This window comes from Bacillus sp. YH3-2-B2, from assembly GCF_053663335.1.
In genome coordinates, this window is record NZ_JBSJQE010000002.1 from 563,468 (window position 1) to 587,091 (window position 23,624).

Annotated in this window: 17 protein-coding genes; 12 read left to right on the top strand and 5 right to left on the bottom strand. The window is 47.6% G+C overall.

All coding sequences use genetic code 11. The features are described 5' to 3' along the window. The first annotated feature begins 120 nt into the window (after nucleotides 1-120). The 6 genes from secA (at nucleotide 121) to ftsX (ending at nucleotide 7,005) form a co-directional block, all read left to right on the top strand. Entirely contained in the window at nucleotides 121-2,646 is a 2,526-nt protein-coding gene (secA, locus tag ACWJJX_RS07815) for a preprotein translocase subunit SecA (protein ID WP_173612794.1), read from the top strand. A gap of 74 nt (nucleotides 2,647-2,720) precedes the next feature. Next, a protein-coding gene (prfB, locus tag ACWJJX_RS07820; RefSeq protein ID WP_096034905.1) for a peptide chain release factor 2 occupies nucleotides 2,721-3,822 on the top strand; the annotation gives its coding sequence in 2 pieces (ribosomal slippage) (nucleotides 2,721-2,792 and nucleotides 2,794-3,822; 1,101 coding nt in all). A gap of 169 nt (nucleotides 3,823-3,991) precedes the next feature. Beyond that, entirely contained in the window at nucleotides 3,992-4,840 is an 849-nt protein-coding gene (locus tag ACWJJX_RS07825; protein WP_058906389.1) for a YitT family protein, read from the top strand. Between the two features lie 35 nt (nucleotides 4,841-4,875). Then, entirely contained in the window at nucleotides 4,876-5,217 is a 342-nt protein-coding gene (gene cccB / locus ACWJJX_RS07830) for a cytochrome c551 (RefSeq protein WP_454022872.1), read from the top strand. 218 nt (nucleotides 5,218-5,435) lie between these two features. Next, nucleotides 5,436-6,122 (top strand): cell division ATP-binding protein FtsE, encoded by a 687-nt coding sequence (gene ftsE / locus ACWJJX_RS07835; protein WP_003151418.1) that lies wholly within the window; start codon nucleotides 5,436-5,438, stop codon nucleotides 6,120-6,122. Then, nucleotides 6,115-7,005: a permease-like cell division protein FtsX gene (gene ftsX, locus ACWJJX_RS07840; RefSeq protein WP_013353766.1), complete on the top strand. Its 891-nt coding sequence runs from the start codon at nucleotides 6,115-6,117 to the stop codon at nucleotides 7,003-7,005. The genes ftsE and ftsX overlap by 8 nt, the downstream gene beginning before the upstream one ends. Nucleotides 7,006-7,051: 46 nt before the next feature. Here the strand turns inward: ftsX and ACWJJX_RS07845 are convergent, their stop codons facing one another. Continuing rightward, complete coding sequence (locus ACWJJX_RS07845; RefSeq protein WP_071392356.1) at nucleotides 7,052-8,458, bottom strand: right-handed parallel beta-helix repeat-containing protein; 1,407 nt, start codon at nucleotides 8,456-8,458, stop codon at nucleotides 7,052-7,054. Nucleotides 8,459-8,664: 206 nt separating this feature from the next. Between ACWJJX_RS07845 and ctpB the strand changes: the two genes are divergently transcribed. The 3 genes from ctpB (at nucleotide 8,665) to ACWJJX_RS07860 (ending at nucleotide 12,017) form a co-directional block, all read left to right on the top strand. Continuing rightward, nucleotides 8,665-10,026 carry a carboxy-terminal processing protease CtpB gene (gene ctpB / locus ACWJJX_RS07850; RefSeq protein WP_369719121.1) on the top strand — a complete coding sequence of 454 codons (1,362 nt, stop codon included), beginning with the start codon at nucleotides 8,665-8,667 and terminating at the stop codon, nucleotides 10,024-10,026. Between the two features lie 372 nt (nucleotides 10,027-10,398). Next, entirely contained in the window at nucleotides 10,399-10,752 is a 354-nt protein-coding gene (gene swrA / locus ACWJJX_RS07855) for a swarming motility protein SwrAA (RefSeq protein WP_014305920.1), read from the top strand. A 74-nt stretch (nucleotides 10,753-10,826) separates the two neighbouring features. After that, the gene (locus tag ACWJJX_RS07860; RefSeq protein ID WP_039063710.1) at nucleotides 10,827-12,017 is read left to right on the top strand and encodes a S1C family serine protease; all 1,191 of its coding nucleotides are present in this window, start codon (nucleotides 10,827-10,829) and stop codon (nucleotides 12,015-12,017) included. Between the two features lie 41 nt (nucleotides 12,018-12,058). Here ACWJJX_RS07860 and ACWJJX_RS07865 read toward each other — a convergent pair whose 3' ends face one another. From ACWJJX_RS07865 to ACWJJX_RS07880, 4 genes are all read right to left on the bottom strand, one after another. Beyond that, the gene (locus ACWJJX_RS07865) at nucleotides 12,059-13,342 is read right to left on the bottom strand and encodes a BslA/BslB family hydrophobin (protein WP_079898227.1); all 1,284 of its coding nucleotides are present in this window, start codon (nucleotides 13,340-13,342) and stop codon (nucleotides 12,059-12,061) included. A gap of 162 nt (nucleotides 13,343-13,504) precedes the next feature. Then, nucleotides 13,505-14,842, bottom strand: coding sequence for an MFS transporter (locus ACWJJX_RS07870; protein WP_063636489.1), 1,338 nt, complete (start codon nucleotides 14,840-14,842; stop codon nucleotides 13,505-13,507). Further along, the gene (locus ACWJJX_RS07875) at nucleotides 14,815-15,438 is read right to left on the bottom strand and encodes a TetR/AcrR family transcriptional regulator (RefSeq protein ID WP_201489087.1); all 624 of its coding nucleotides are present in this window, start codon (nucleotides 15,436-15,438) and stop codon (nucleotides 14,815-14,817) included. The genes ACWJJX_RS07870 and ACWJJX_RS07875 overlap by 28 nt, the downstream gene beginning before the upstream one ends. Before the next feature lie 71 nt (nucleotides 15,439-15,509). Beyond that, entirely contained in the window at nucleotides 15,510-18,011 is a 2,502-nt protein-coding gene (locus ACWJJX_RS07880; RefSeq protein ID WP_454022873.1) for a PEP/pyruvate-binding domain-containing protein, read from the bottom strand. Between the two features lie 299 nt (nucleotides 18,012-18,310). Between ACWJJX_RS07880 and ACWJJX_RS07885 the strand changes: the two genes are divergently transcribed. From ACWJJX_RS07885 to uvrA, 3 genes are all read left to right on the top strand, one after another. After that, complete coding sequence (locus ACWJJX_RS07885; RefSeq protein WP_003151438.1) at nucleotides 18,311-18,547, top strand: CsbA family protein; 237 nt, start codon at nucleotides 18,311-18,313, stop codon at nucleotides 18,545-18,547. Nucleotides 18,548-18,722: 175 nt separating this feature from the next. Beyond that, a complete protein-coding gene (gene uvrB, locus ACWJJX_RS07890) occupies nucleotides 18,723-20,708 on the top strand; it encodes an excinuclease ABC subunit UvrB (RefSeq protein ID WP_003151439.1) in 1,986 nt (661 codons plus the stop codon). Between the two features lie 7 nt (nucleotides 20,709-20,715). After that, nucleotides 20,716-23,589, top strand: a complete 2,874-nt coding sequence (gene uvrA / locus ACWJJX_RS07895) for an excinuclease ABC subunit UvrA (RefSeq protein ID WP_165409315.1) — start codon at nucleotides 20,716-20,718, stop codon at nucleotides 23,587-23,589. Nucleotides 23,590-23,624 lie beyond the last annotated feature (35 nt).

Genomic DNA, 23,624 nt, shown 5'->3' on the forward strand with positions numbered 1-23,624 from the left:
TATCTGCAAATTCTTTGGAAATAGCAAAAGGTATGTTATGATAATGAGAGGTATACATGGACAGAAAATTATCATTTATTCCATGCAAAATCTGCATGTGAACATAGAGGAGCGTTATAGATGCTTGGGATTTTAAATAAAATGTTTGATCCGACCAAACGTGCGCTGAACAAATACGAAAAAATAGCAAATGACATTGATGCCGTAAGAGGAGATTATGAAAATCTTTCTGACGAGGCGCTTAAAAATAAAACGGCAGAATTTAAAGAGCGGCTTGAAAAAGGAGAAACGACGGATGACCTTCTTGTCGAAGCGTTTGCCGTCGTTCGTGAAGCTTCCCGCCGCGTAACCGGCATGTTCCCGTTTAAAGTGCAGCTCATGGGGGGCCTTGCCCTTCATGAGGGGAATATCGCAGAAATGAAAACAGGGGAAGGGAAAACGCTGACGTCCACCCTTCCGGTATATTTAAACGCGTTAACGGGAAAAGGCGTTCACGTCGTAACGGTCAACGAATATCTGGCCAGCCGTGATGCCCAGCAAATGGGAGAAATTTTCGAGTTTCTCGGGCTTACAGTCGGCCTGAACCTGAATTCGTTGTCAAAAGACGAAAAACGCGAAGCCTACGCAGCCGATATCACGTATTCAACGAACAATGAACTCGGCTTTGATTATTTGCGTGACAACATGGTGCTCTATAAAGAACAAATGGTGCAGCGCCCGCTTCATTTTGCCGTTATTGATGAAGTCGATTCAATTTTAGTCGATGAAGCGAGAACGCCATTGATTATTTCCGGACAAGCTCAGAAGTCCACAAAACTGTACGTGCAGGCAAATGCGTTTGTCCGCACACTCAAGAAAGATCAGGATTATACGTATGACGTCAAAACGAAAGGCGTTCAGCTGACGGAAGAAGGAATGACGAAGGCTGAAAAAACGTTCGGCATCGACAACCTGTTTGATGTCAAAAACGTGGCCTTGAACCACCATATCAACCAGGCTTTAAAAGCCCATGCGGCGATGCAGAAAGACGTGGATTATGTTGTTGAGGACGGCCAGGTCGTCATCGTTGATTCCTTCACCGGCCGTCTGATGAAAGGACGCCGCTACAGCGAAGGTCTTCACCAGGCAATTGAGGCGAAAGAAGGCCTGGAGATTCAAAATGAAAGCATGACATTGGCGACGATTACGTTCCAAAACTATTTCCGTATGTACGAAAAGCTGGCCGGTATGACCGGTACCGCAAAAACGGAAGAGGAAGAATTCCGCAATATTTATAACATGCAGGTTGTATCCATCCCGACCAACCAGCCGGTCATCCGTGACGACCGTCCGGACTTGATCTACCGCTCAATGGAAGGGAAATTCAAGGCGGTGGCGGAGGATGTCGCCCAGCGCTACATGACCGGACAGCCGGTTCTTGTCGGTACGGTTGCCGTTGAAACGTCTGAATTGATTTCTAAACTTCTGAAAAACAAAGGGATTCCGCATCAGGTGCTGAATGCCAAAAACCATGAGCGTGAAGCTCAGATTATTGAAGAAGCGGGACAAAAAGGCGCTGTCACGATTGCAACCAACATGGCGGGACGCGGAACCGACATTAAACTCGGCGAAGGCGTAAAAGAGCTTGGCGGTCTTGCAGTCGTCGGTACGGAACGCCACGAATCCCGCCGGATTGACAATCAGCTCCGCGGACGTTCAGGACGTCAGGGAGACCCGGGCATCACACAATTTTATCTTTCAATGGAGGATGAATTGATGCGCCGTTTCGGAGCTGAACGGACGATGGCGATGCTTGACCGGTTCGGTATGGATGACTCCACGCCGATTCAGAGCAAAATGGTGTCACGCGCCGTGGAATCATCTCAAAAACGTGTCGAAGGAAACAACTTCGATTCACGTAAACAGCTTCTTCAATATGACGACGTGCTCCGTCAGCAGCGCGAAGTCATTTACAAGCAGCGTTTTGAAGTCATTGACTCTGAAAACCTGCGCGACATTGTGGAAGGCATGATCAAGTCTTCTCTGGAGCGTGCGATTGCCGCTTATACGCCGAAAGAGGAGCTTCCGGAAGAATGGAATCTTGACGGCCTCGTGGAGCTGGTGAATTCAACGTATCTTGATGAAGGCGCGCTTGAAAAGAGCGATATCTTCGGAAAAGAACCGGATGAAATGCATGAGATGATCATGGACCGCATCATGACAAAATATAATGAAAAAGAAGAGAATTTCGGTACGGAGCAGATGCGTGAATTTGAAAAAGTCATCGTATTGCGTGCCGTTGATTCAAAATGGATGGATCATATTGATGCGATGGATCAGCTGCGTCAAGGGATTCACCTTCGCGCTTATGCGCAGACAAATCCGCTGCGTGAATATCAAATGGAAGGTTTCGCAATGTTTGAGCACATGATTGAGTCCATTGAGGACGAAGTTGCGAAATTCGTCATGAAGGCCGAGATTGAAAGCAATTTGGAACGTGAAGAAGTTGTTCAGGGCCAAACGACGGCTCATCAGCCGCAGGACGGCGATGAGGCCAAACAAGCGAAAAAAGCGCCGGTCCGCAAAGTTGTGGATATCGGACGCAACGCGCCTTGCCATTGCGGAAGCGGAAAAAAATATAAAAATTGCTGCGGCCGGACAGAATAGTCTGGACTGTATGAAGCGAACATGACCGGGTCTGCGTCTTATGGCGCCCCGGATCTTTTAATGAGGTGAATGGAATGGAATTATCAGAAATCAGGGCAGAGCTCGAAAATATGGCTTCTCGTTTAGCGGACTTCAGGGGGTCTCTTTGACCTCGAATCAAAGGAAGCCCGCATTGCAGAATTAGATGAAAAGATGGCGGAACCGGAATTCTGGAATGACCAGCAGAAGGCCCAAACCGTCATCAACGAAGCGAACGGTCTGAAAGAATACGTGAACTCCTATCATCAGCTGAGCGAGTCTCACGAAGAGCTGCAAATGACACATGATCTTTTAAAAGAAGAACCTGACCAGGACCTTCAGCAAGAGCTTGAGAAAGAGCTGAAGTCATTAACGAAGGAATTGAATGAATTTGAGCTTCAGCTGCTGCTCAGTGAACCATATGACAAAAATAATGCGATTTTAGAACTTCACCCGGGCGCCGGCGGTACGGAATCTCAGGACTGGGGTTCCATGCTGCTCAGAATGTATACCCGCTGGGCGGAAAGACGCGGCTTCAAAGTTGAAACGCTTGATTATCTCCCGGGAGATGAAGCAGGAATTAAGTCTGTCACACTGCTTATTAAAGGTCACAATGCATACGGCTATTTAAAAGCGGAAAAAGGCGTACACCGTCTCGTGCGGATTTCTCCATTTGATTCATCAGGCCGCCGTCACACGTCATTCGTGTCATGTGAAGTCATGCCTGAATTCAATGAAGAAATCGACATTGATATTCGTACCGAAGATATTAAAGTTGATACGTACCGGGCGAGCGGTGCCGGCGGACAGCACGTCAATACGACTGATTCAGCCGTTCGGATCACCCACCTGCCGACAAATGTAGTCGTCACGTGCCAGACGGAACGCTCACAAATCAAAAACCGCGACCGGGCGATGAAAATGCTCAAAGCGAAGCTGTATCAGCGCAGAATTGAAGAACAGCAGGCGGAGCTTGACGAAATCCGCGGCGAACAGAAAGAAATCGGCTGGGGCAGCCAAATCCGCTCGTACGTCTTCCATCCGTACTCCATGGTGAAAGACCACCGCACCAATACGGAAATGGGGAACGTGCAGGCGGTTATGGACGGAGATATCGATATCTTCATTGACGCCTATTTACGTTCTAAACTGTCGTAATCCGGGAACACACCTGCCTTTGGCAAGGTGTGTTTTTTTATCCGTTCTCTTTTTCCATTTTTCACAACAGCGCTTTAGCAAATTAATACGGTATTTGGCTGTTATTTACTTCTAAGCCGGGAAGACTTAAAATGCTATCGAGAGAAAATCGGAGAACGGAGGATTTTGCATGGATGTGAATCACAATAAGCCGCTCCGTCTGATCAAAGATTACATATATATCATGATCGGCGCGGCGATTACGGGGGTCGTGTTTAACGTATTTTTGCTGCCGAACCGTATAGCAGCGGGGGGAGTAAGCGGGATCAGCACCATTTTAGAAACGTTTGGTTTTGAACCGGCTTACGTGCAGTGGATTATTAACATCCCTTTGTTTATCGCCGGAGTGATCATTCTCGGCGGGAAGTTCGGAATGAAGACACTGGTCGGTTCCATCGTTCTGCCGCTCGCCGTCTTTTTAACAAGAGATCTGCCTGCCGCGACGACCCATGAACTGCTGGCGGCGATTTTCGGAGGCGTCGGGATCGGAACGGGAATCGGCATCGTGTATCTCGGCAAAGGCTCAACAGGGGGAACGGCTCTGGCGGCGCAGATCATTCACAAATACACGGGGCTGTCGCTGGGAACGTGCCTTGCCATCATGGACGGATTAATTGTGCTGAGTGCGATGCTCGTTTTCGGAGTGGAGCAGGGACTGTATGCGATGCTCGGGGTATTTATTTCGAGCAAAACGATTGATGTCGTGCAGGTCGGGTTCAACCGCTCCAAAATGGCTTTAATCATTACGCAGCATGAAGAAGCAGTCAGATCGGCTGTGTTTAAAGAAATCGACAGGGGTGTGACGAAGATCTCCGCAGTCGGCGGGTATACGGAACATGACCGGCCGATCTTAATGTGTGTCGTCGGTCAGACCGAATTCACAAAACTGAAACAAATCGTCAAACAAATTGATGAGTCAGCCTTTGTCATTGTCGCAGACGCAAGCGAGGTGCTCGGCGAGGGTTTCAAACGCGCGTAAACGAGGTTATAATAGCGAAGGGGTGCATCTTACATATGAAATCAAAATGGGCGCTGCTGGCGCTGGTTCTGACCATGTCCGTCCTGCTGGCGGCATGCGGCGGATCCAATGAATCGAAAAAAGAAAGCTCTGACAGCTCAGGCGGATCAAAGGCATCTGCGTCAGCGGGCGAAGAGCTTTATCAGCAAAGCTGTATCGGCTGTCACGGTAAAGACTTAGAAGGCGGCGGAGGTCCGAATTTACAGGAAGTCGGCGGGAAGTATGATGAAGCTAAAATTGAAAGCATCATTAAAAACGGACGCGGCAATATGCCGAGCCATCTTGTAAATGATGAGGAAGCCGCGAAGATCGCAAAATGGCTGTTACAGAAAAAATAACAGAAAAACCTTGCCTGTTATAGGGGCAAGGTTTTTTCTCGGTCTGGGAATGAAAAGAAACTGTAATAGTAATATGTCTAAATTTGACGTATAATGAAGTGTACTGAGGAAAAGGAACTTTCAGATTTTTCATCTGTTTCCTGACGAATCGGCCATAAACCGCTGTACGTTTGCGAACTCTATGGCTGCAAGACATAAATAAAAGATTAGGTGATTTCATGATAGAGATGAAAGAAGTATATAAATCCTATCCGAACGGTGTAAAAGCGATTAACGGGCTGTCAGTCATGATTCATCCCGGAGAATTTGTATATGTCGTAGGACCGAGCGGAGCCGGTAAATCTACTTTTATTAAAATGATTTACAGAGAAGAAAAACCGACAAAAGGGCAAATATTGATTAATCATAAAGATCTCGCGGCTGTGAAAGAAAAAGAGATTCCTTTCGTGCGGCGTAAAATAGGTGTTGTTTTCCAGGATTTCAAACTTCTTCCGAAATTGACGGTATTTGAAAACGTAGCGTTTGCGCTTGAGGTTATCGGAGAGCAGCAGTCAGTCATTAAAAAACGCGTGCTCGAAGTGCTCGATCTTGTGCAGCTGAAGCATAAAGCGCGGCAGTTTCCCGACCAGCTTTCCGGAGGAGAACAGCAGCGTGTTTCCATCGCAAGATCCATCGTCAACAATCCTGACGTCGTGATAGCTGACGAACCGACGGGCAACCTTGATCCGGTAACATCATGGGAAGTGATGAAGACACTGGAAGAGATTAATAACCGCGGAACGACCGTCGTGATGGCGACACACAATAAAGAAATAGTAAACACCATGAAGAAACGGGTCATCGCGATCGAAGACGGAATTATTGTGCGTGATGAGTCAAGAGGGGAGTATGGTTCTTATGATTAAAATTCTCGGGCGCCATTTGCGTGAGAGTTTTAAATCTCTCGGAAGAAACACGTGGATGACATTTGCATCCATCAGTGCCGTTACCGTTACATTGATTTTGGTCGGCGTGTTTTTAGTCATTATGCTGAATTTAAACAACATGGCTAAAAATGCTGAAAAAGAAGTGGAAATTAAAGTATTAATCGATCTGACGTCAAATAAGAAAACGCAGGATACGCTGCAGAATGAGATAAAAGACATTTCAGGAATCCAAAGCGTAGAGTTTTCATCTAAAGATAAAGAGCTTGATCAATTGGTCAAAAGCTTCGGCGACAGCGGAAAGGCCATGAAAATGCAAGATCAGGAAAACCCGCTGAACAACGCGTTTATCGTCAAAACGACAGATCCGCATGATACGCCGAAAGTCGCGAAAAAAATTGAGAAGCTTGATCATGTGTATAAAGTGACATACGGGAAAGAAGAAGTCAGCCGTCTGTTTAAGATCGTCGGGGTGTCACGCAACATCGGGATTGCGTTAATCATCGGCCTTCTGTTCACGGCGATGTTCTTAATTTCGAATACGATTAAAATCACGATTTTCGCCAGAAGAAAAGAGATTGAAATCATGAAGCTTGTCGGCGCGACAAACTGGTTTATCCGCTGGCCGTTCTTCCTGGAAGGACTGCTGCTGGGGGTATTCGGTTCTGTCATACCGATCGCTCTCGTGCTGAGTACGTACCAGTCGATGGTCGCTTGGGTGGCCCCGAAAGTTCAGGGATCATTTGTTTCACTTCTGCCGTACAGTCCGTTTGTGTTCCAAGTATCACTTGTGCTCATTCTGATCGGCGCGGTGATCGGGGTATGGGGAAGTCTGACTTCCATCCGGAAATTCCTTCGTGTATAAATACAAAAGCCAGTCTGATATAGACTGGCTTTTTTTAATGGTCTCGTTACTGAATGACGGGCAGGGCCGGTGATCCGGGCTTTAATGTAAAGTCATAAGACGATTCGTCTCGGTACATCGGGTCCGCATAAATGGAATCCGAATCGTTTGCCGTTCCTTTTCGGTACGCTGTGAATGAATCATATTCTCTGTTCTTCCAATTCCAGATACCGTCTTTTCCCTCTTCTTTGTGATAGACGTTATGATTAACGGTATTTTCTTCGTTTTTCGTAAAATCATTTGCGATAAAAATCCGTGAATCGCTTGCCGTCATGATGTTTTTTTCGATCGTGTTCCCTTTTGTGCCGTACTGCAGGAGCAGCTGGCCGCCGTCAAGGTCCTTCGTGTCATTTCGGTACATGATGTTGTGAGCGATCACCGAATTGATGGTGCCGCCGCGTTTCGTGTCATAGCCTCCGATTGAAATACCGGTATAAGCATTGCCGTACACCTTGTTATCCGTGATCCGGATATCTCGTGCGTATTTCCCTTTATGCTCAGAGGTGGCTTCAATCCCAAGGTCATTGTTGTAAACGGTGTTTTTCTTAATGTCCACATGTTCTGCGCCGTCAACGTAAATACCGCCCGCTGAATATTCATCTCCGTAAGCGGGATTTCCGTAAGAAGAGTTATGGCTCACCGTATTGTTTTCAATGATGCCGTTTCGCGCATAGTCGTTTTGCTTGGATGTTCCTTCGTATCCGATCACGTCAATCCCGATATTGTTATTGTCCCGGATGGTATTGCCGGCAATCTTAAATCCGTCAACATTTCCGTTCAGCACGACCGCTTCGCTTGCGCCGAGCGTCAGTTTTTCAACCGTATTATTTGTGATGCTGACATCCTTCATGGCGCCTGTGCCGTAAAATGCGATGCCGTGTGCGTTTCCTTCATCAGCCGTGGTTTTAATGTTCCGGATATGGTTGCCGTCAATGTTGATATGACTGCTTGATCCGGTGACGCAGATCCCCATGGCCGTCGCATCTTCTGATGATACGGAGAGATTCTCAAGCGTAATGCCGTGAATGGTAATGTACTGTTTATTGCGGATTTGAATTAACGGAGTTTCAGAATCGCTTTTTGGCGCAGATTTGCCGCTGATGGCGACATGCTCATTCTGATAGTTCCGAAATGTAATCGGCTTTTCGGCCGTGCCGCTGTGCTTTACTTCAAACGTTTCATCATATGTCCCTTCCCGAATCAATACGGTTGTTCCGGCCTCTGCCTTTTCAGCAGCATGTTTTAATGTGCGGAACGGCTTTTCTTTCGTTCCTTCATTTTGGTCGCTGCCTGCGGGAGAAACATACAAGGCGTCCGTCTGCGTTTTCTCATTGGCCTCTGTTTTTGGCCAGACAAAGGCGGTAATGCCTGCGGCCAGAACCGCCGCGGATAAAATCGATAATTTTATTTTCATATCGCATTCTCCTGTATATATAATGAATTGCATACAAAATATTATACGTCACCCATATATATGAAACAATCTCGCATTTTCATTTTTTTGTTGCCGTTACATGAATTCTTTGCAATTTACACATACTATCTCCAGGTTTTCGTAAAAGGACTAAGAGGAGGTAAACGATGAAGCAGAAAATGATCGCAGTGATAGCGGCCCTAAGCATGATGTGCGGCGGAGCCCATATTGCCGGGGCGGCACAGCCGAATTCATCAGACGCAGAAAGAACCCGGGCAATGGAAAAAATCGAAAAAGCATATGAGCTGATCTCGAACGAATATGTGGAAAATGTAGATAAAGAAAAGCTTCTTGAAGGAGCGATTCAGGGGATGCTGTCTACATTAAACGACCCTTATTCCGTTTATATGGACAAGCAGACCGCTAAGCAGTTTTCTGATTCTCTTGATTCTTCTTTCGAAGGGATCGGCGCTGAAGTCGGTATGAAAGACAATAAAATCATTATCGTATCACCGTTTAAGCAATCTCCGGCGGAAAAAGCGGGCCTCAAGCCGAATGATGAAATCATCAGTATAAACGGCGTGTCAATGAACGGGAAAGATTTAAACGAAGCCGTGCTGAAAATCAGAGGAAAAAAAGGATCGAAGGTTTCTATTAAAATACAGCGTCCGGGTACTGAAAAACAGCTGTCATTCCGGATTAAAAGAGCGGAAATCCCGCTTGAAACCGTATTTGCTTCCCGCAAAGAATCAGGCGGTCATCATGTCGGCTACATCGGCATATCGACATTTTCCGAGCATACCGCCGAGGACTTCGCCGCGGCGCTGAAAAAGCTTGAAAAACAAGGGATTGACGGTCTCGTCCTTGATGTAAGGGGGAATCCCGGCGGCTACCTTCAAAGCGTCGAACAAATTTTAAAGCATTTCATCACAAAAGACATGCCGTATATCCAAATTGCGGAGCGTAACGGCGATAAAAAACAATATTTCTCAACCTTAAAACATAAGAAGCCGTATCCCGTCAATATTATAACAGATAAAGGAAGCGCCTCCGCTTCAGAAATTCTTGCGGGCGCGTTAAAAGAAGCGGGACATTATGACGTTGTCGGCGACACTTCTTTCGGTAAAGGAACGGTTCAGCAGGCCGTGCCTATGGGAGACGGGAGCAACATTAAATTGACGCTTTACAAATGGCTGACACCGAAAGGCAATTGGATTCACAAAAAAGGCATTGCTCCGACAATCGCCGTGAGCCAGCCGGATTATTTTGCGGCGGGACCGCTTCAGCTGAAACAGCCGCTTCAGCCTGATATGAACAGCGCGGATGTCAAACACGCCCAAATCCTGCTGAAAGGCCTAGGCTTCGACCCGGGCAGAGCGGACGGCTATTTCAGCAAAACAATGAAAAAAGCCGTTCTGGCGTTTCAAGACCGGTACAAGCTTGATAAAACAGCAGTCATTGATAAAAAGACAGCGGAAAAAATGAATCAGCTGATGAATGAGAAGAAATCTGACGAAAAAAATGATTTGCAGCTGCAAATGGCGTTAAAATCATTATTTGTAAAATAAATGAAAAGGAGGCGTTTTTTGCGTCTCCTATTTCTTTTGTCATTCGTAAAAAATGAACCAAAAGACATATAATTATGACGGTTTTGACAAGATATTAAAAAAATTTTCACATTTAAACATTTATAAAGGACAAACATTACCCGATATTTATAGAGAAGAGAGACTTTATGCCGAGTTAATATGTATTCAAAATGAAACTTTTGAAAGTTGCCTCAGTCAGTTTTAGTTCTTACAATAAAAGAAGGTTCTAATAGAGAACAGTTTTAGTTTGGCAGCTGCATTTCAGTATCGAAAGCAGAAGTGTTTGCGGCGCTTCAGCACGGCAGCTGTAATCACCCGTGCTTATCTGGATAAAAAAATGGGGGTTCACAATTGAAGAGGGCAAGTATTGTGCGTGAAAAAAAATATTATGAATTAGTGGAACAACTAAAAGACAGAACAAAAGACGTTACATTTTCATCAACAAAAGCACTAAGTCTTCTTATGCTGTTCAGCAGATACCTGGTCAATTACACAAATGTTGAATGCGTTCACGAAATCAATGAAGAGTGTGCGAAGCATTATTTCACTTACTTAATGAAAAACCATAAACGTTTAGGAATCAATCTGACGGATATTAAGCGGTCCATGCTTCTGATCAGCGGCGTGATCGAGGTGGAGGTTGACCACTATCTGAAAGATTTCTCTCTCTCAAATGTAACGCTGTGGATGACGGAAGAGAGATAGACGTTTGAGATATTCAAGCCAATGATTATTTGGTAGAATAGAATTAAAATGTTTGGCTTGAGGCGGTGAAAGCAGTGTCTGTTCAATGGGGAATTGAACTTCTGAAAAGTATCGGTCTGTTTTTTTTGCACCCGATGTTCTGGTTTTTTATCATCATAAGTCTCGCATGCGGATATTTGCGGATCAAACGTGAACGCCATACGTTTCATACAAAAATCGCGGATATGTATGACGAGCTTATCTTTACATACATAAAAGGACTTATACCGGGTATTCTTCTCTCCATATTATTTTTTGGACTGGGAATTTCGATTCCATTCGGTCTTCTCGGCATAATCGCGGCCGTGACGGCTTTGGCTTCGCTGACGTTCCGTATGAATTGGCTGTCCTCAGCTTATATTGTCAGCGCCGGCATGTTCATTGCGTTTATCCTTCAGTATACCCACACAGTGCCGTTTGCGGATCGGTTTCCGCAGGCATTCGGTGTGAATTGGGCGTCGGCGGCCGTGTTTATGGGCCTTTTGATTATCACGGAGGGAGCGGCTGCCTGCCGTTCAGCGCATCTGAAAACATCTCCGGCGCTTGTCGTCAGCAGCAGAGGCCTGCCCATCGGCCGACAATTGGCGAATCGCGCATGGCTGCTTCCGCTTTTCTTATTGGTGCCGGGCAGCGGGCTTGAGTCCCACCTTTCTTGGTGGCCTGTCTTTACCGTGCCGGGCGGCTCTTTCCATTTGATCTGGATTCCTTATATCGCCGGCTTCGGACAGCGTGTGCAGGGGTCACTTCCGGAAGTCAGCATAAGGATAACGGCGAAACGTGTCATGATTCTCGGGGTTATCGTGACCGCATTCGGGGCAGCTGCCCTTTGGTGGACTCCGCTTGCCGGAGCTGCCGCTTGTATTGCGGTGCTCGGACGCCTGTTTTTATCATTGAGACAGCGGCTGAACGATAACGCGGCTCCGTTTTATTTCTCTAAGCGGGATCAGGGCTTAATGGTGCTCGGCATCATTCCGAATACACCCGCGGACGATCTTGAGCTGAAGATTGGTGAGATTATTACGAAAGTAAACGGCATCCCCGTGAAGCATGTATCGGATTTTTATGAAGCACTTCAAAAGAACCGCGCATTTGTAAAAATGGAGATCATCGGCCTGAATGGTGAAATCCGGTTTGATCAGCGCGCGTCCTATGAAGGCGAACATCATGAATTAGGTATTTTATTCGTGCAGGATGAACACGAGCACGAAGAAATGACAGCATTATAAAAGAGCCCGGTGCCGCTAACAACACGGCGGCCGGGCTTTTTTTACGGCCGGATTACGATGTCAGCCGGATACAATACTGAGGTAATGGTGCCGACGACGGTATCGGATGCCGTGTCGATGATGGAAATCAGATTGCTGAAAAAATTCGTGACGAAGATACGTGTTCCGTCAGCTGCCGGTTTGGCGCTGAACGGATACAGACCGACCGGAATAACCGCGGTGATCGTGTTTGCAGCTGTATCCAGCACAGATACGGTGCTGCTGCTCGAATTTAAAATATACACTTTCGCCCCGTCAGGCGTTACCGTGACACCGAGCGGATTCAGCTCCGAATTGACGGTATCAATGATCGTGTTTGTACCGGTATCAATGATGGCGAGATTGTTGCTGTTAAGGTTTGTCATATAAGCCTTGCTTCCGTCTGGCGAAAAGACGGCATCTGAAGGGGAGCTGTACGGCATAATAATGGTTGCCGCCACTGTATTGTCTGACGTGCGGATGATTGAAACGGTGTTTGTATTGGTATTCAGCACATAGACAAGCTGTCCGTTCGGCGATACGGCGATGCCTGTCGGCAGAAGGCCGACGGGGATGACTGAGGTGACGGTATTGGTTTGTGTGCTGATCACATATACATTGCTGCTTTGCTGGTTGGTGACGTATATAAAGTTTCCGTTTGGCGAAGCGGCGATTTTATAAGGAGACGCGCCTGCCGGGATTCTCCCGACCTCGCTATTTGTCTCGGTTGAGAGAACGGATACGCTGTTTTCTCCCGAATTACAGACGTACAGAAATCTGCCGTCAGGCGTTATCGTGATGCCCAGCGGTGCTGCTCCCACCGGAATGACACTTGAAACCGTGCCGGTCATTTTATTGATGACGCCGACATGGTTGCTTAAATAGTTGGTCACATACGCAAAAGCTGCCGGGTTCACAGTAAGATCCGCGGAAGCCGGCAGAAGCGAACCGATGATCAGCACCGTATTCTCTGCAGAAAAGGTATACGTGCCTGGCGCCGGGAGTGTTTTGTTTTTCAGCACAAGCGTGAACTGGGCAAGTCCGAGAAGATCAAGCGTCAATGGCAAAGTGACTTTTCTGCCGCCTTCTGATAGTTGTGAAGAAGTTAAGTTATTGTTGTTGAGGGTGTCATTCGTTGTCGCGGTAAACCCTTCAGGCAGACGGAATACGACTCCGCCTAACGAAAGCACGGAATTCGGCGAATAGGTAAGAACGAGATCTGACGCTGTTCCTTCTATGCTGTTTTGAACGGCCGTGATCGTAAGAGACGGTGCCAGCGGGCGAATTTGATCTGGATTCTCAGCCATTTACATTCCCCTTTTCTCTTTTAAATAAAAAGAATCTCATAGAGCAAAACCGCATTGCGATACTCTATGCATCGGGGGAGTGCGGTGACACTTTGAGAGAGAAAATGAAGAAGGAAAACTAGAAAAGGTTCCGGAAAGCAGATGCTTACGGAACCTTTTTCGTTATGCCGAATGGCTTTTTTTCGTCTGAACGGTTTCCCCGGACTTAATTCCAAGCGATACGAACAAGCCGATCACAGAAACTCCGATCAATATGATAAACAGAATATGAAACCCGGAGATTAAACCGATCAGTGCTGAAGAAATAATGCTTCCGAAATAACGGAAGGTGGAGAAAATCCCGGATGCGATGCCGGACATGCCCGGTTCTACCGTCGCAAGAGAAGATACCTGCATGCTCGTCAGCCCCGCACCTGACGCGATGCCTCCTACAATAAGCGATGCCATAAGAAACGGAACGGAATGGGAATAAACCAAAAGCAAAAATAAGAGATTGGCTACGGCCATCAGCCCGAAGGACAGAAAAATCATTCTTCGCGCGCCCCATTTCTGATGCAGCTGAGCTCCGCCCCAGTTGCTGGCGGACATGAAAACAGAAAAGACTGACAGCGCCATGCCGCTGTGCGACGTGTTCATGCTGAAGTGGCCGGTCATAAAGAGCGGCATAATCAATAAAACGGCGTACATCATTAAATTGCTTAACAGAACCGACAGATTGGCGCTCGTAAAGGTCGTGTTTTTAAATAGATCAAAATCAATAATCGGATGTTTCGTGCGAAGCTCCCGCCTGAAAAATAGCGGAACAAATACGAGAATGAGCAGCGCGTACACCCAATAGCCCAAAGAGCTTTCATTTTTCGTCAGAAGAATAATAGATACAATGCTTCCGGCAAGCAAAACGGACCCGATGATATCAAGCGGTGCGTCAGACGTTTCTTCTTTATATTTAGGAAACATCATTAATGCCGTCACGAGTGCGATCGCAAGAAACGGAATGTTGACCCAAAAGATCGAATGCCAGCTGAAGCTCTCAATTAATAGAGAGCCGATAAACGGACCGAGAGCCGCGCCCAGCCCGGCGCCGAGGCCGAAAAAGCCGAATACTTTCGGAAGCCGTTTTTCAGACACGACATGGCGGATGATGGCGATGCTGTTTGGCGTAAGCAAAGCGCCGCCGGCAGCCTGAAGCGCCCGGAAGAAAATCAATAAGAAAAGACTTGGCGAGAGGGCGCACCCCAATGATGCGATGAGAAAAAGGCCGACGCCCCATAAATACATTTTTTTGTTTCCGTACATATCACCGAGTTTGCCGGCAATGGGCTGTGTCACGGCCATCACGATTAAGTACACGGTCACTACCCATGTGATGCTGGCAATTGATTCGCTGAATGAGCGGGAAATGGATGAAAGGGCGACTGCGATCATCGTAGAATTGATGGGAACGAGTATGGCTCCCAGCAAAAGCGAAACGATCAGCGCCCATTCTTTCTTTGAACCCATCCTTCATCCTCCTTGGAGCCGGAAAGTGACCGGCCGGTAATGCCTTTCATGAAAATCTCAGTGCTGTGTTTCAGCATCGTTTCCTCAGAGAGAGTAATGACTCTTTTCCCCAGCTGCAGCCGGTGTATAAAATAACCGAAAATCATCGTCATAAAGACGTCTGCATTAGCTTCTTCGCTGCCGGGGCTTATCATATTTTTCTTTGTCAGCTCCTTAAAGTAAACGATTAAATGCTTTTTCACGGATTGCGGATATACGACAATATCCTGCAGGACGTCTTCGAATAGTTCCGGTTCGCGCAGGCAGATGCGGAATACTTCTTTTTTTTGTTCCAATTGCTGCAGAAGGGTCGTGGCGAAATGAAGAAGATCCTCATACAGATCGCCTTCCGCCTTGGTGATCATGCTTTCCGGAACCGGCGTCTGCTGTTCAATCATGGCTTTCATTAATCCTTGTTTGTTTTTAAAATTACGGAAAATCGTTGCTTCGCTTACTTTTGCTTTTTCTGCGATTTCCTTTGTTGTCGCTGCGCGGTATCCTTTTTGGATGATCAGATTCATCGCGGCGTCAATAATTCTCTTGTTCGTCGTTCTCAACATGTTTCACCTCGCGTAAATACTGGCAGGACAAGTATACACCCGCCCTGCCCGTCAATAAAGAGGGAAACCTAGCATGAAGCGCGTTTGACAATCGTAATCTTGCCGTTTGTCCCGTCTACCGTGACGATATCTCCGTCGTTGAGCCTGTCAGTCGCGGCACGTGTGCCGAGAACGGCCGGGAGCCCGTATTCTCTCGCGATGATCGCCGCATGTGACAGGATGCCGCCCGTGTCCGTAATGACGGCCTTTGCATCTTGGAACAGACTGGTCCACAGCGGTGTCGTCATTTTGCAGACAAGCACGTCTCCTGTTGAAAAACGGGAAAATTCACTTGCGTCACGAATGACTTTCACCGGTCCGCTTGCGATTCCGCTTGACGCTGCAAGTCCGTAAATTTGATGTTCAGTGTTTTTTTCATCTTCTGTGATGGAGCCGGTAATCTGTTCAGCCGTTTTCAGCTGTTCCGAAGTCGGAGTCCCGAGATAAGCGGGGGCTTCAAGCAATTGATATTGCTGGAAGAGCTGTTTTCGTTCAGCGGCTTTTTCCTGCATCGGAACCGGCGACGCCAGCGCTTTCTCGACTTCATCGCTGTATAAGTACCACATATCCTCCCGATCATCGATTACGCCTTGTTTTTGAAGCAGCTCGCCGATTTTCAGAAGGCAAAGGCGCGCTTTGGCGTCCAGCATCGCATCAATATAAAAATGGTGATCATCTTTGATGACGGATGAAGACAATGTCCACTGATAATAGCGGTCAAACGTCTCCCGGAAGCCGTCATCTTCAATTCTATCCATAAAGTCGGCGTAGAGCTGTTTTCGTTTTTCTATCGTTTTATGAAACTCACTGTCAAAATCGTATCCGTTCCGGACATAGTTCTGAATGTTGGCCAAAGCGAAATAAGGGTTTTCCGCCCAAGTTTGTTCAATGAGATCATGACTTTTCACGGATCTCCAGCCGTATTCCTGTAAAAATTCGCCGACTTGTTCGAGAAAGCGTTTTCCCTCATTTGATTGCAGAAGCGTCTGATGCAGCTCATCGGCATGAGAAACCGTAAAGACGCGCCGCAGTTCAGGGCTGTCTTTTACTTGTCCGGAAAGCAGCCAGAGCTGTCTGTCGGTCTCCAATGACTTATTCATGACGCCGGCCAGCATTTCATACAGAAGGGAGGTGTTTTCTTTCTCAACCTGTCCGTACATAGATTCCAGTATCATGTTTAACGCAACCTGCGGAAAGACAATATTGAAATGTTCTTCGTATCCTTTTAAATAGAAGTCTTGCAGGTTTCGGAACGCATCAAGAGCAGTCTCCGGTGTATGGTCTGTATGCGCCAGTTCGTCCAGCTTTTGATAAAAAGGCAGAAAGGTTTCCTGAATAATATCATACATGCGGTCAGCCAAGACGGGGAAAAGCGCTTCTAACTGTTCTGCGGGCAGCTTGTCGTCCGTCTTATGCTGTCTGGAAAAAACATGGCCCTGATGAAGTTTGACACGCTCAATCTCGATGCCCATCACAGGGAAGGCCTTCGTGCTCTCTTTGAGGCCGTATTCCAAAGCCGGCACAATGAGTGAAGCGAATAACGGGCTGACGGGACCTTCTATATTGGCCTCCATATTGAGCCAAAAATCTTTCTGATCCCGGGGCGTCATGATAAATTCCCGTTCTTCGTCTGCCGCTTTCTGATCCTGCGCGATCGTTGTAATCGGTCTGGTCTGAAGCAGATACAGCTTATTTTCGGCAAATCCGAATTCGAGATCCACGGGATAACCGTACAGTTCCTCCGTCTTTATTGTCAGCATGGCAAGCTCTTTGACGCTCTCGTCATCAAGGCAGAAGCGGCTTCTCATGTCAGCGGACGTCTCTTTTTCCGTCACGCCTTCGTCTTTAGAGACGATATACATTTCTTTTAAGCCGATTTCTTTCTCAATCTGAAATGTGTCTTTATTGACGATAAATGTGTCGGGTGTCACGCTGCCGGAGACGATTGCTTCTCCGAGGCCGTAGCTCGCGCTGATCATCAGTTCTCCGTCATCATGTGTGACGGGGTTGCGGCTGAAAATAACCCCTGAAACCTCGGAATTGATCAGACCTTGCACGACAACGCCCATTAACGGTTCTGCGGTGTCATTGTTCATTTTCTCTTTATAACCGCTGACCCGCGCCGAGAAGAAGGAAGCCCAGCACTCTTTCACTTTTCCGAGAAACTCTTCTTCTGTTTTGATATTTAAATAGGTTTCGTACTGGCCCGCGAAAGAAGCGCCTTCAAGATCTTCGGACGCGGAGGAGGAACGTACGGCGACAGAGGCGTATGATTCTCTCAATTCATAAAACGACGCTGTCAGTTCCTCCCGAAGCTCTTTTGAAAACGTGCCGTTCATAATGGCGCGCTCCAGCTGTTCCTGATCTGCTTGAAGCCCGTTGTCTTCCATAAAACGTGTCAGGGCATTCGTCTGAATGATGAAACCGCCGGGAACGGGCAGCCCGTTTTTCGTCAGTTTAATCAGGTTCATTCCTTTTGCTCCTGCAGAGCGGCTCGATTCTTCCGCTTTTTGAAATCGCACTGAATACATGCGGTATGACCCCCTTTTTTCTTCATCCAAGAAAATGATAGTAAACACTATCATTACATTGTAAAGAGGGAGGAAGAAACTGTCAAAGATACAAAGACCTAAACCTTCTCATCCTTTCGGCTGAAGAAAGGTAGTTCGATTCATCTGGTTAATGGTTCAATGGATTTATATTCACATTTTTTTTGACAGATGATTGAAGACTGCTGAAAAAGGGTATTGTGATAGCAGGGGAACGATTGTCCGATTCTTCATTTTTTACTATAATCAGATGAGATGAAGAATTCCCGAGGAGGGTTTTTGTGATTACAAAAGCCGTTTTTGCATTATGTTTCCCTTTTATGCTGGTCGTCCTTTTTACGCGCGTCACGTTTAACCACTATGTGGCGATCGCTCTCACAGCCGCACTGCTTTTCGCATCCTATTTAAAGGGTTACACCGAAACGTATTTTATCGTTGGATTGGATGTCGTATCGCTGGTGGCCGGAGGGCTGTACATGGCCAAAAAAGAAGCAGACAAAAAGAAAGACAATGCCTGACATGGTGAATATGAAATAGAATGCCTGCTTTTACGCCATAAAAGCAGGTTTTTTATACAAAAATTAACTTGGTAAAAATAAACCATCGAACTTTAGTTCGTATTTTTAGTGATTTTGCCCGTCATTGTGTTACTATATCAATAGGAAGATTTCGTAAAGAAACGGAGGCTTTTTTGTGAAAGATCGTTTTGAGTTAGTCTCGAAATATCAGCCCCAGGGAGATCAGCCGCAAGCGATTGAGAAGCTTGTCAAAGGCATACAGGAAGGCAGAAAACACCAGACTCTCCTGGGTGCGACAGGGACGGGCAAAACCTTTACCGTGTCCAATCTGATTAAAGAAGTGAATAAACCGACACTGGTCATTGCCCATAACAAAACCCTTGCCGGACAGCTGTACAGCGAGTTCAAGGAATTTTTTCCGAACAACGCTGTCGAGTATTTTGTCAGCTACTATGATTATTATCAGCCGGAGGCGTACGTGCCTCAAACGGATACTTTTATAGAGAAAGACGCAAGCATTAATGATGAAATTGATAAACTGAGACACTCCGCGACATCCTCTCTGTTTGAACGGAGAGATGTCATCATTATCGCGAGTGTGTCATGCATATACGGCCTCGGTTCGCCTGAAGAATACCGGGAAATGGTCGTGTCGCTCAGACCGGAAATGGAGATTGAGCGGAACGAGCTGCTGAGAAAGCTTGTGGATATCCAGTATGCCCGCAATGATATCGACTTTCAGCGCGGGACGTTCCGCGTGCGCGGAGACGTTGTGGAAATCTTTCCGGCTTCCCGTGACGAACATTGTATCAGAGTGGAATTTTTCGGAGACGAAATTGAGCGGATCAGGGAGGTCGACGCTTTGACCGGAGAAATTCTCGGCGACCGTGACCATGTCGCGATTTTCCCGGCTTCCCACTTCGTCACCCGGGCGGAAAAGATGGAAAAAGCGATTCTGAATATTGAACAGGAGCTTGAGGAGCGCTTGAAAGTGATGCACGAAAACGGCAAGCTCCTTGAAGCGCAGCGGCTTGAGCAGCGGACGAGGTATGATCTTGAAATGATGCGGGAAATGGGTTTTTGCTCAGGGATCGAGAACTATTCAAGACATTTGACGCTCCGTCCGCCGGGCTCTACGCCGTATACGCTGCTTGATTATTTTCCGGACGATTTTATGATTGTCGTTGATGAATCACATGTGACGATTCCGCAGGTGCGCGGCATGTTCAACGGTGACCAGGCGAGAAAACAGGTGCTTGTCGATCACGGGTTCCGCCTCCCGTCAGCGCTTGACAACCGTCCGCTCCGATTCGAGGAATTTGAAAAGCATATGCACAATATCGTGTACGTGTCGGCGACTCCGGGACCGTATGAAATTGAGCATACGCCGGAAATGATCGAGCAGATCATCAGACCGACGGGACTCCTCGATCCCCTCATTGACGTCCGTCCGATCGAAGGACAGATTGATGATTTGATCGGCGAGATTCAGGCGAGGATTGAACGGAATGAACGCGTTCTCGTGACGACTTTAACGAAAAAAATGTCAGAGGATCTGACCGATTATCTCAAGGAAATCGGCATCAAGGTCAATTATCTGCATTCCGAGATTAAGACGCTTGAACGGATTGAAATCATCCGTGACCTCCGCCTCGGAAAACATGATGTGTTAATCGGCATCAACCTGCTGAGGGAAGGGCTTGATATTCCGGAAGTATCACTTGTCGCCATTCTCGATGCGGATAAAGAAGGCTTCCTCCGTTCTGAACGTTCGCTGATTCAGACGATCGGACGGGCGGCACGAAACGCGGAAGGCCGCGTCATCATGTATGCCGATAAAATCACGAATTCGATGGAGATCGCAATTAATGAAACGAAGCGCCGACGGGAACAGCAGGAGCGCTTTAACGAAATTCACGGCATTACGCCGCAAACGATCAATAAGGAAATCCGCGATGTGATCCGCGCGACGCAAGCCGCTGAGGATAAAGAAGAATATAAAACAAAAGCCGCGCCTAAACTGGCGAAGATGACGAAGAAAGAACGCCAGAAAGTCGTTGAGCAAATGGAGCACGAAATGAAAGAAGCGGCCAGAGCGCTTGATTTCGAGCGGGCGGCAGAGCTTCGTGATTTACTGTTAGAGCTTAAAGCGGAAGGATGATGAACACATGGCAATTGACCGGATCGAGGTGAAAGGCGCAAGGGCGCACAATTTAAAAAACATTGATGTAACGATTCCCCGGGATCAGCTCGTCGTCGTGACGGGGCTGTCCGGATCGGGAAAATCATCCCTTGCCTTTGACACCATTTACGCGGAAGGACAGAGGCGGTATGTTGAATCGCTTTCTGCCTATGCGCGCCAATTTTTAGGGCAGATGGATAAGCCGGACGTTGATGCGATCGAAGGGCTTTCTCCGGCGATCAGCATTGATCAGAAAACGACGAGCCGCAATCCGCGGTCAACCGTCGGAACAGTAACGGAGATTTATGATTATCTCCGGCTCTTATACGCGAGAGTCGGGAAGCCGCACTGCCCGGAGCACGGCATTGAAATTACGTCGCAAACGATCGAACAGATGGTTGACCGGATTCTTGAATATCCGGAGCGGACGAAGCTTCAAGTGCTTGCGCCGATCATCTCAGGCAGAAAAGGCGCCCATGTCAAAGTGCTTGACCAAATCAGAAAGCAAGGTTACGTAAGGGTGCGGATTGACGGAGAAATGGCCGAGCTTTCCGACGATATTGAACTTGAAAAAAACAAAAAGCATTCCATTGAAGTGGTCATTGACCGGATTGTCGTCAAGGAAGGGGTTGCCGCCCGGCTTTCCGACTCACTGGAAACCGCGCTCCGCTTAGGGGAAGGCCGTGTCATGATAGATGTCATCGGTCAGGAAGAGCTGATGTTCAGCGAGCATCACGCCTGTCCGCTGTGCGGTTTTTCTATCGGGGAGCTTGAACCCCGGCTGTTTTCGTTTAACAGCCCGTTCGGTGCCTGCCCGACTTGTGACGGTCTCGGTTTGAAGCTGGAAGTGGACCCTGAGCTTGTCATTCCCAATCCTGAACTGTCATTAAAGGAACACGCCATCGCGCCGTGGACGCCGATCAGTTCACAATATTATCCGCAGCTGCTTCAGGCGGTCTGCCGCCATTACGGCATTGATATGGAGACTCCGGTCAAAGACCTGCCGAAGCATCAGCTTGATAAAGTGCTGTACGGCAGCGGCAATGAACGGATCTACTTTAAATACGAGAATGATTTCGGACAAGTGCGCGAAAATGAAATTGAATTTGAAGGTGTGCTGCGCAATATTGAGAGACGGTATAAAGAGACAAGCTCCGATTATATCCGTGAACAGATGGAGCAGTACATGTCACAGAAGCCGTGCCCGACGTGCAAAGGCTACCGGCTGAAGAAAGAAGCGCTTGCCGTTTTGGTCAACGGGCGCCACATCGGCACCATTACCGAGCTTTCCGTCGGCGATGCGCTGGAATTTTTCAAAAACCTGACGCTGTCTGAGAAAGATATGCAGATTGCCGATTTAATTTTAAGAGAGATTGTGGAGCGTCTCAGCTTTTTAGATAAAGTCGGTCTTGATTACCTGACGCTGAGCAGGGCGGCGGGAACGCTGTCAGGCGGAGAAGCCCAGCGTATCAGGCTTGCGACGCAGATCGGCTCCCGTTTGTCAGGCGTCCTGTACATTCTTGATGAGCCGTCCATCGGCCTTCACCAGCGTGACAATGACCGTCTGATCAGCGCGCTGAAAAACATGAGGGATCTCGGCAATACACTGATTGTCGTGGAGCATGATGAAGATACGATGATGGCTGCCGATTACTTGATAGATATCGGCCCGGGCGCCGGCATTCACGGCGGCCGCGTCATATCGGCGGGGACGCCTGAAGAAGTGATGAATGATGCGGATTCTCTGACCGGACGTTATTTGTCAGGGGCTCAATTCATCCCGATGCCTCCGGAGAGAAGAAAGCCTGACGGCCGGTTCATTGAAATCAAAGGTGCTTCAGAAAACAACCTGAAAAAAGCGAACGCCAAATTCCCGCTCGGCACTTTTACGGCGGTGACAGGTGTGTCCGGTTCCGGAAAAAGCACGCTTGTGAATGAAATTCTGCATAAGGCGCTTGCGCAAAAGCTTCATAAAGCCAAAGCGAAACCGGGAAGCCATAAAGAAATCAAAGGCCTTGACCATCTTGATAAGGTGATCGACATCGACCAGGCACCGATCGGCCGGACACCGAGATCAAATCCGGCAACTTACACGGGTGTGTTTGATGATATCCGCGATGTATTCGCGCAGACAAATGAAGCAAAGGTGCGCGGCTATAAAAAAGGCCGGTTCAGTTTTAATGTAAAAGGCGGGCGCTGTGAGGCCTGCCGCGGCGACGGCATCATCAAAATTGAGATGCACTTCCTTCCTGACGTGTACGTTCCGTGTGAAGTATGCCACGGCAAACGTTACAACCGGGAGACGCTGGAGGTCACATACAAAGGAAAAAGCATTTCCGACGTTCTGGATATGACGGTGGAAGATGCTCTGTCTTTCTTTGAAAATATCCCGAAAATCAAACGCAAGCTTCAAACGCTTGCTGATGTCGGACTCGGGTATGTGACGCTCGGCCAGCCGGCGACGACGCTGTCAGGCGGAGAAGCGCAGCGCGTCAAGCTCGCTTCCGAGCTGCATAAGCGTTCCACCGGCCGGACGCTGTATATTCTGGACGAACCGACGACAGGCCTCCACGTTGATGATATCGCAAGGCTTTTGGTTGTGCTTCAAAGACTCGTCGATAACGGTGATACCGTTTTGGTCATTGAACACAATCTCGATATCATTAAAACGGCGGACTACATCGTCGATCTGGGACCTGAAGGCGGAGCGGGCGGCGGCATGATCGTAGCCTCCGGGACGCCCGAAGAAGTTGTCGAAGTGAAAGAATCATATACGGGCCGCTATCTGAAACCGGTAATGGAACGCGATAAAAAACGGATGAAAACATTGCTGGCCGAAAAAGAAACGGCAGCCACGTAATAGATCAATAAAAACAGCCCAAAACTCATCGGTTT

Coding starts and splice junctions, on each gene's coding strand:
- secA (WP_173612794.1), top strand. CDS start 121: ATGCTTGGGATTTTAAATAAAATGTTTGATCCGACCAAACGTGCGCTG.
- ACWJJX_RS07825 (WP_058906389.1), top strand. CDS start 3,992: ATGGATGTGAATCACAATAAGCCGCTCCGTCTGATCAAAGATTACATA.
- cccB (WP_454022872.1), top strand. CDS start 4,876: ATGAAATCAAAATGGGCGCTGCTGGCGCTGGTTCTGACCATGTCCGTC.
- ftsE (WP_003151418.1), top strand. CDS start 5,436: ATGATAGAGATGAAAGAAGTATATAAATCCTATCCGAACGGTGTAAAA.
- ftsX (WP_013353766.1), top strand. CDS start 6,115: ATGATTAAAATTCTCGGGCGCCATTTGCGTGAGAGTTTTAAATCTCTC.
- ACWJJX_RS07845 (WP_071392356.1), bottom strand. CDS start 8,458: ATGAAAATAAAATTATCGATTTTATCCGCGGCGGTTCTGGCCGCAGGC.
- ctpB (WP_369719121.1), top strand. CDS start 8,665: ATGATGTGCGGCGGAGCCCATATTGCCGGGGCGGCACAGCCGAATTCA.
- ACWJJX_RS07865 (WP_079898227.1), bottom strand. CDS start 13,342: ATGGCTGAGAATCCAGATCAAATTCGCCCGCTGGCACCGTCTCTTACG.
- ACWJJX_RS07870 (WP_063636489.1), bottom strand. CDS start 14,842: ATGGGTTCAAAGAAAGAATGGGCGCTGATCGTTTCGCTTTTGCTGGGA.
- ACWJJX_RS07880 (WP_454022873.1), bottom strand. CDS start 18,011: ATGTATTCAGTGCGATTTCAAAAAGCGGAAGAATCGAGCCGCTCTGCA.
- uvrA (WP_165409315.1), top strand. CDS start 20,716: ATGGCAATTGACCGGATCGAGGTGAAAGGCGCAAGGGCGCACAATTTA.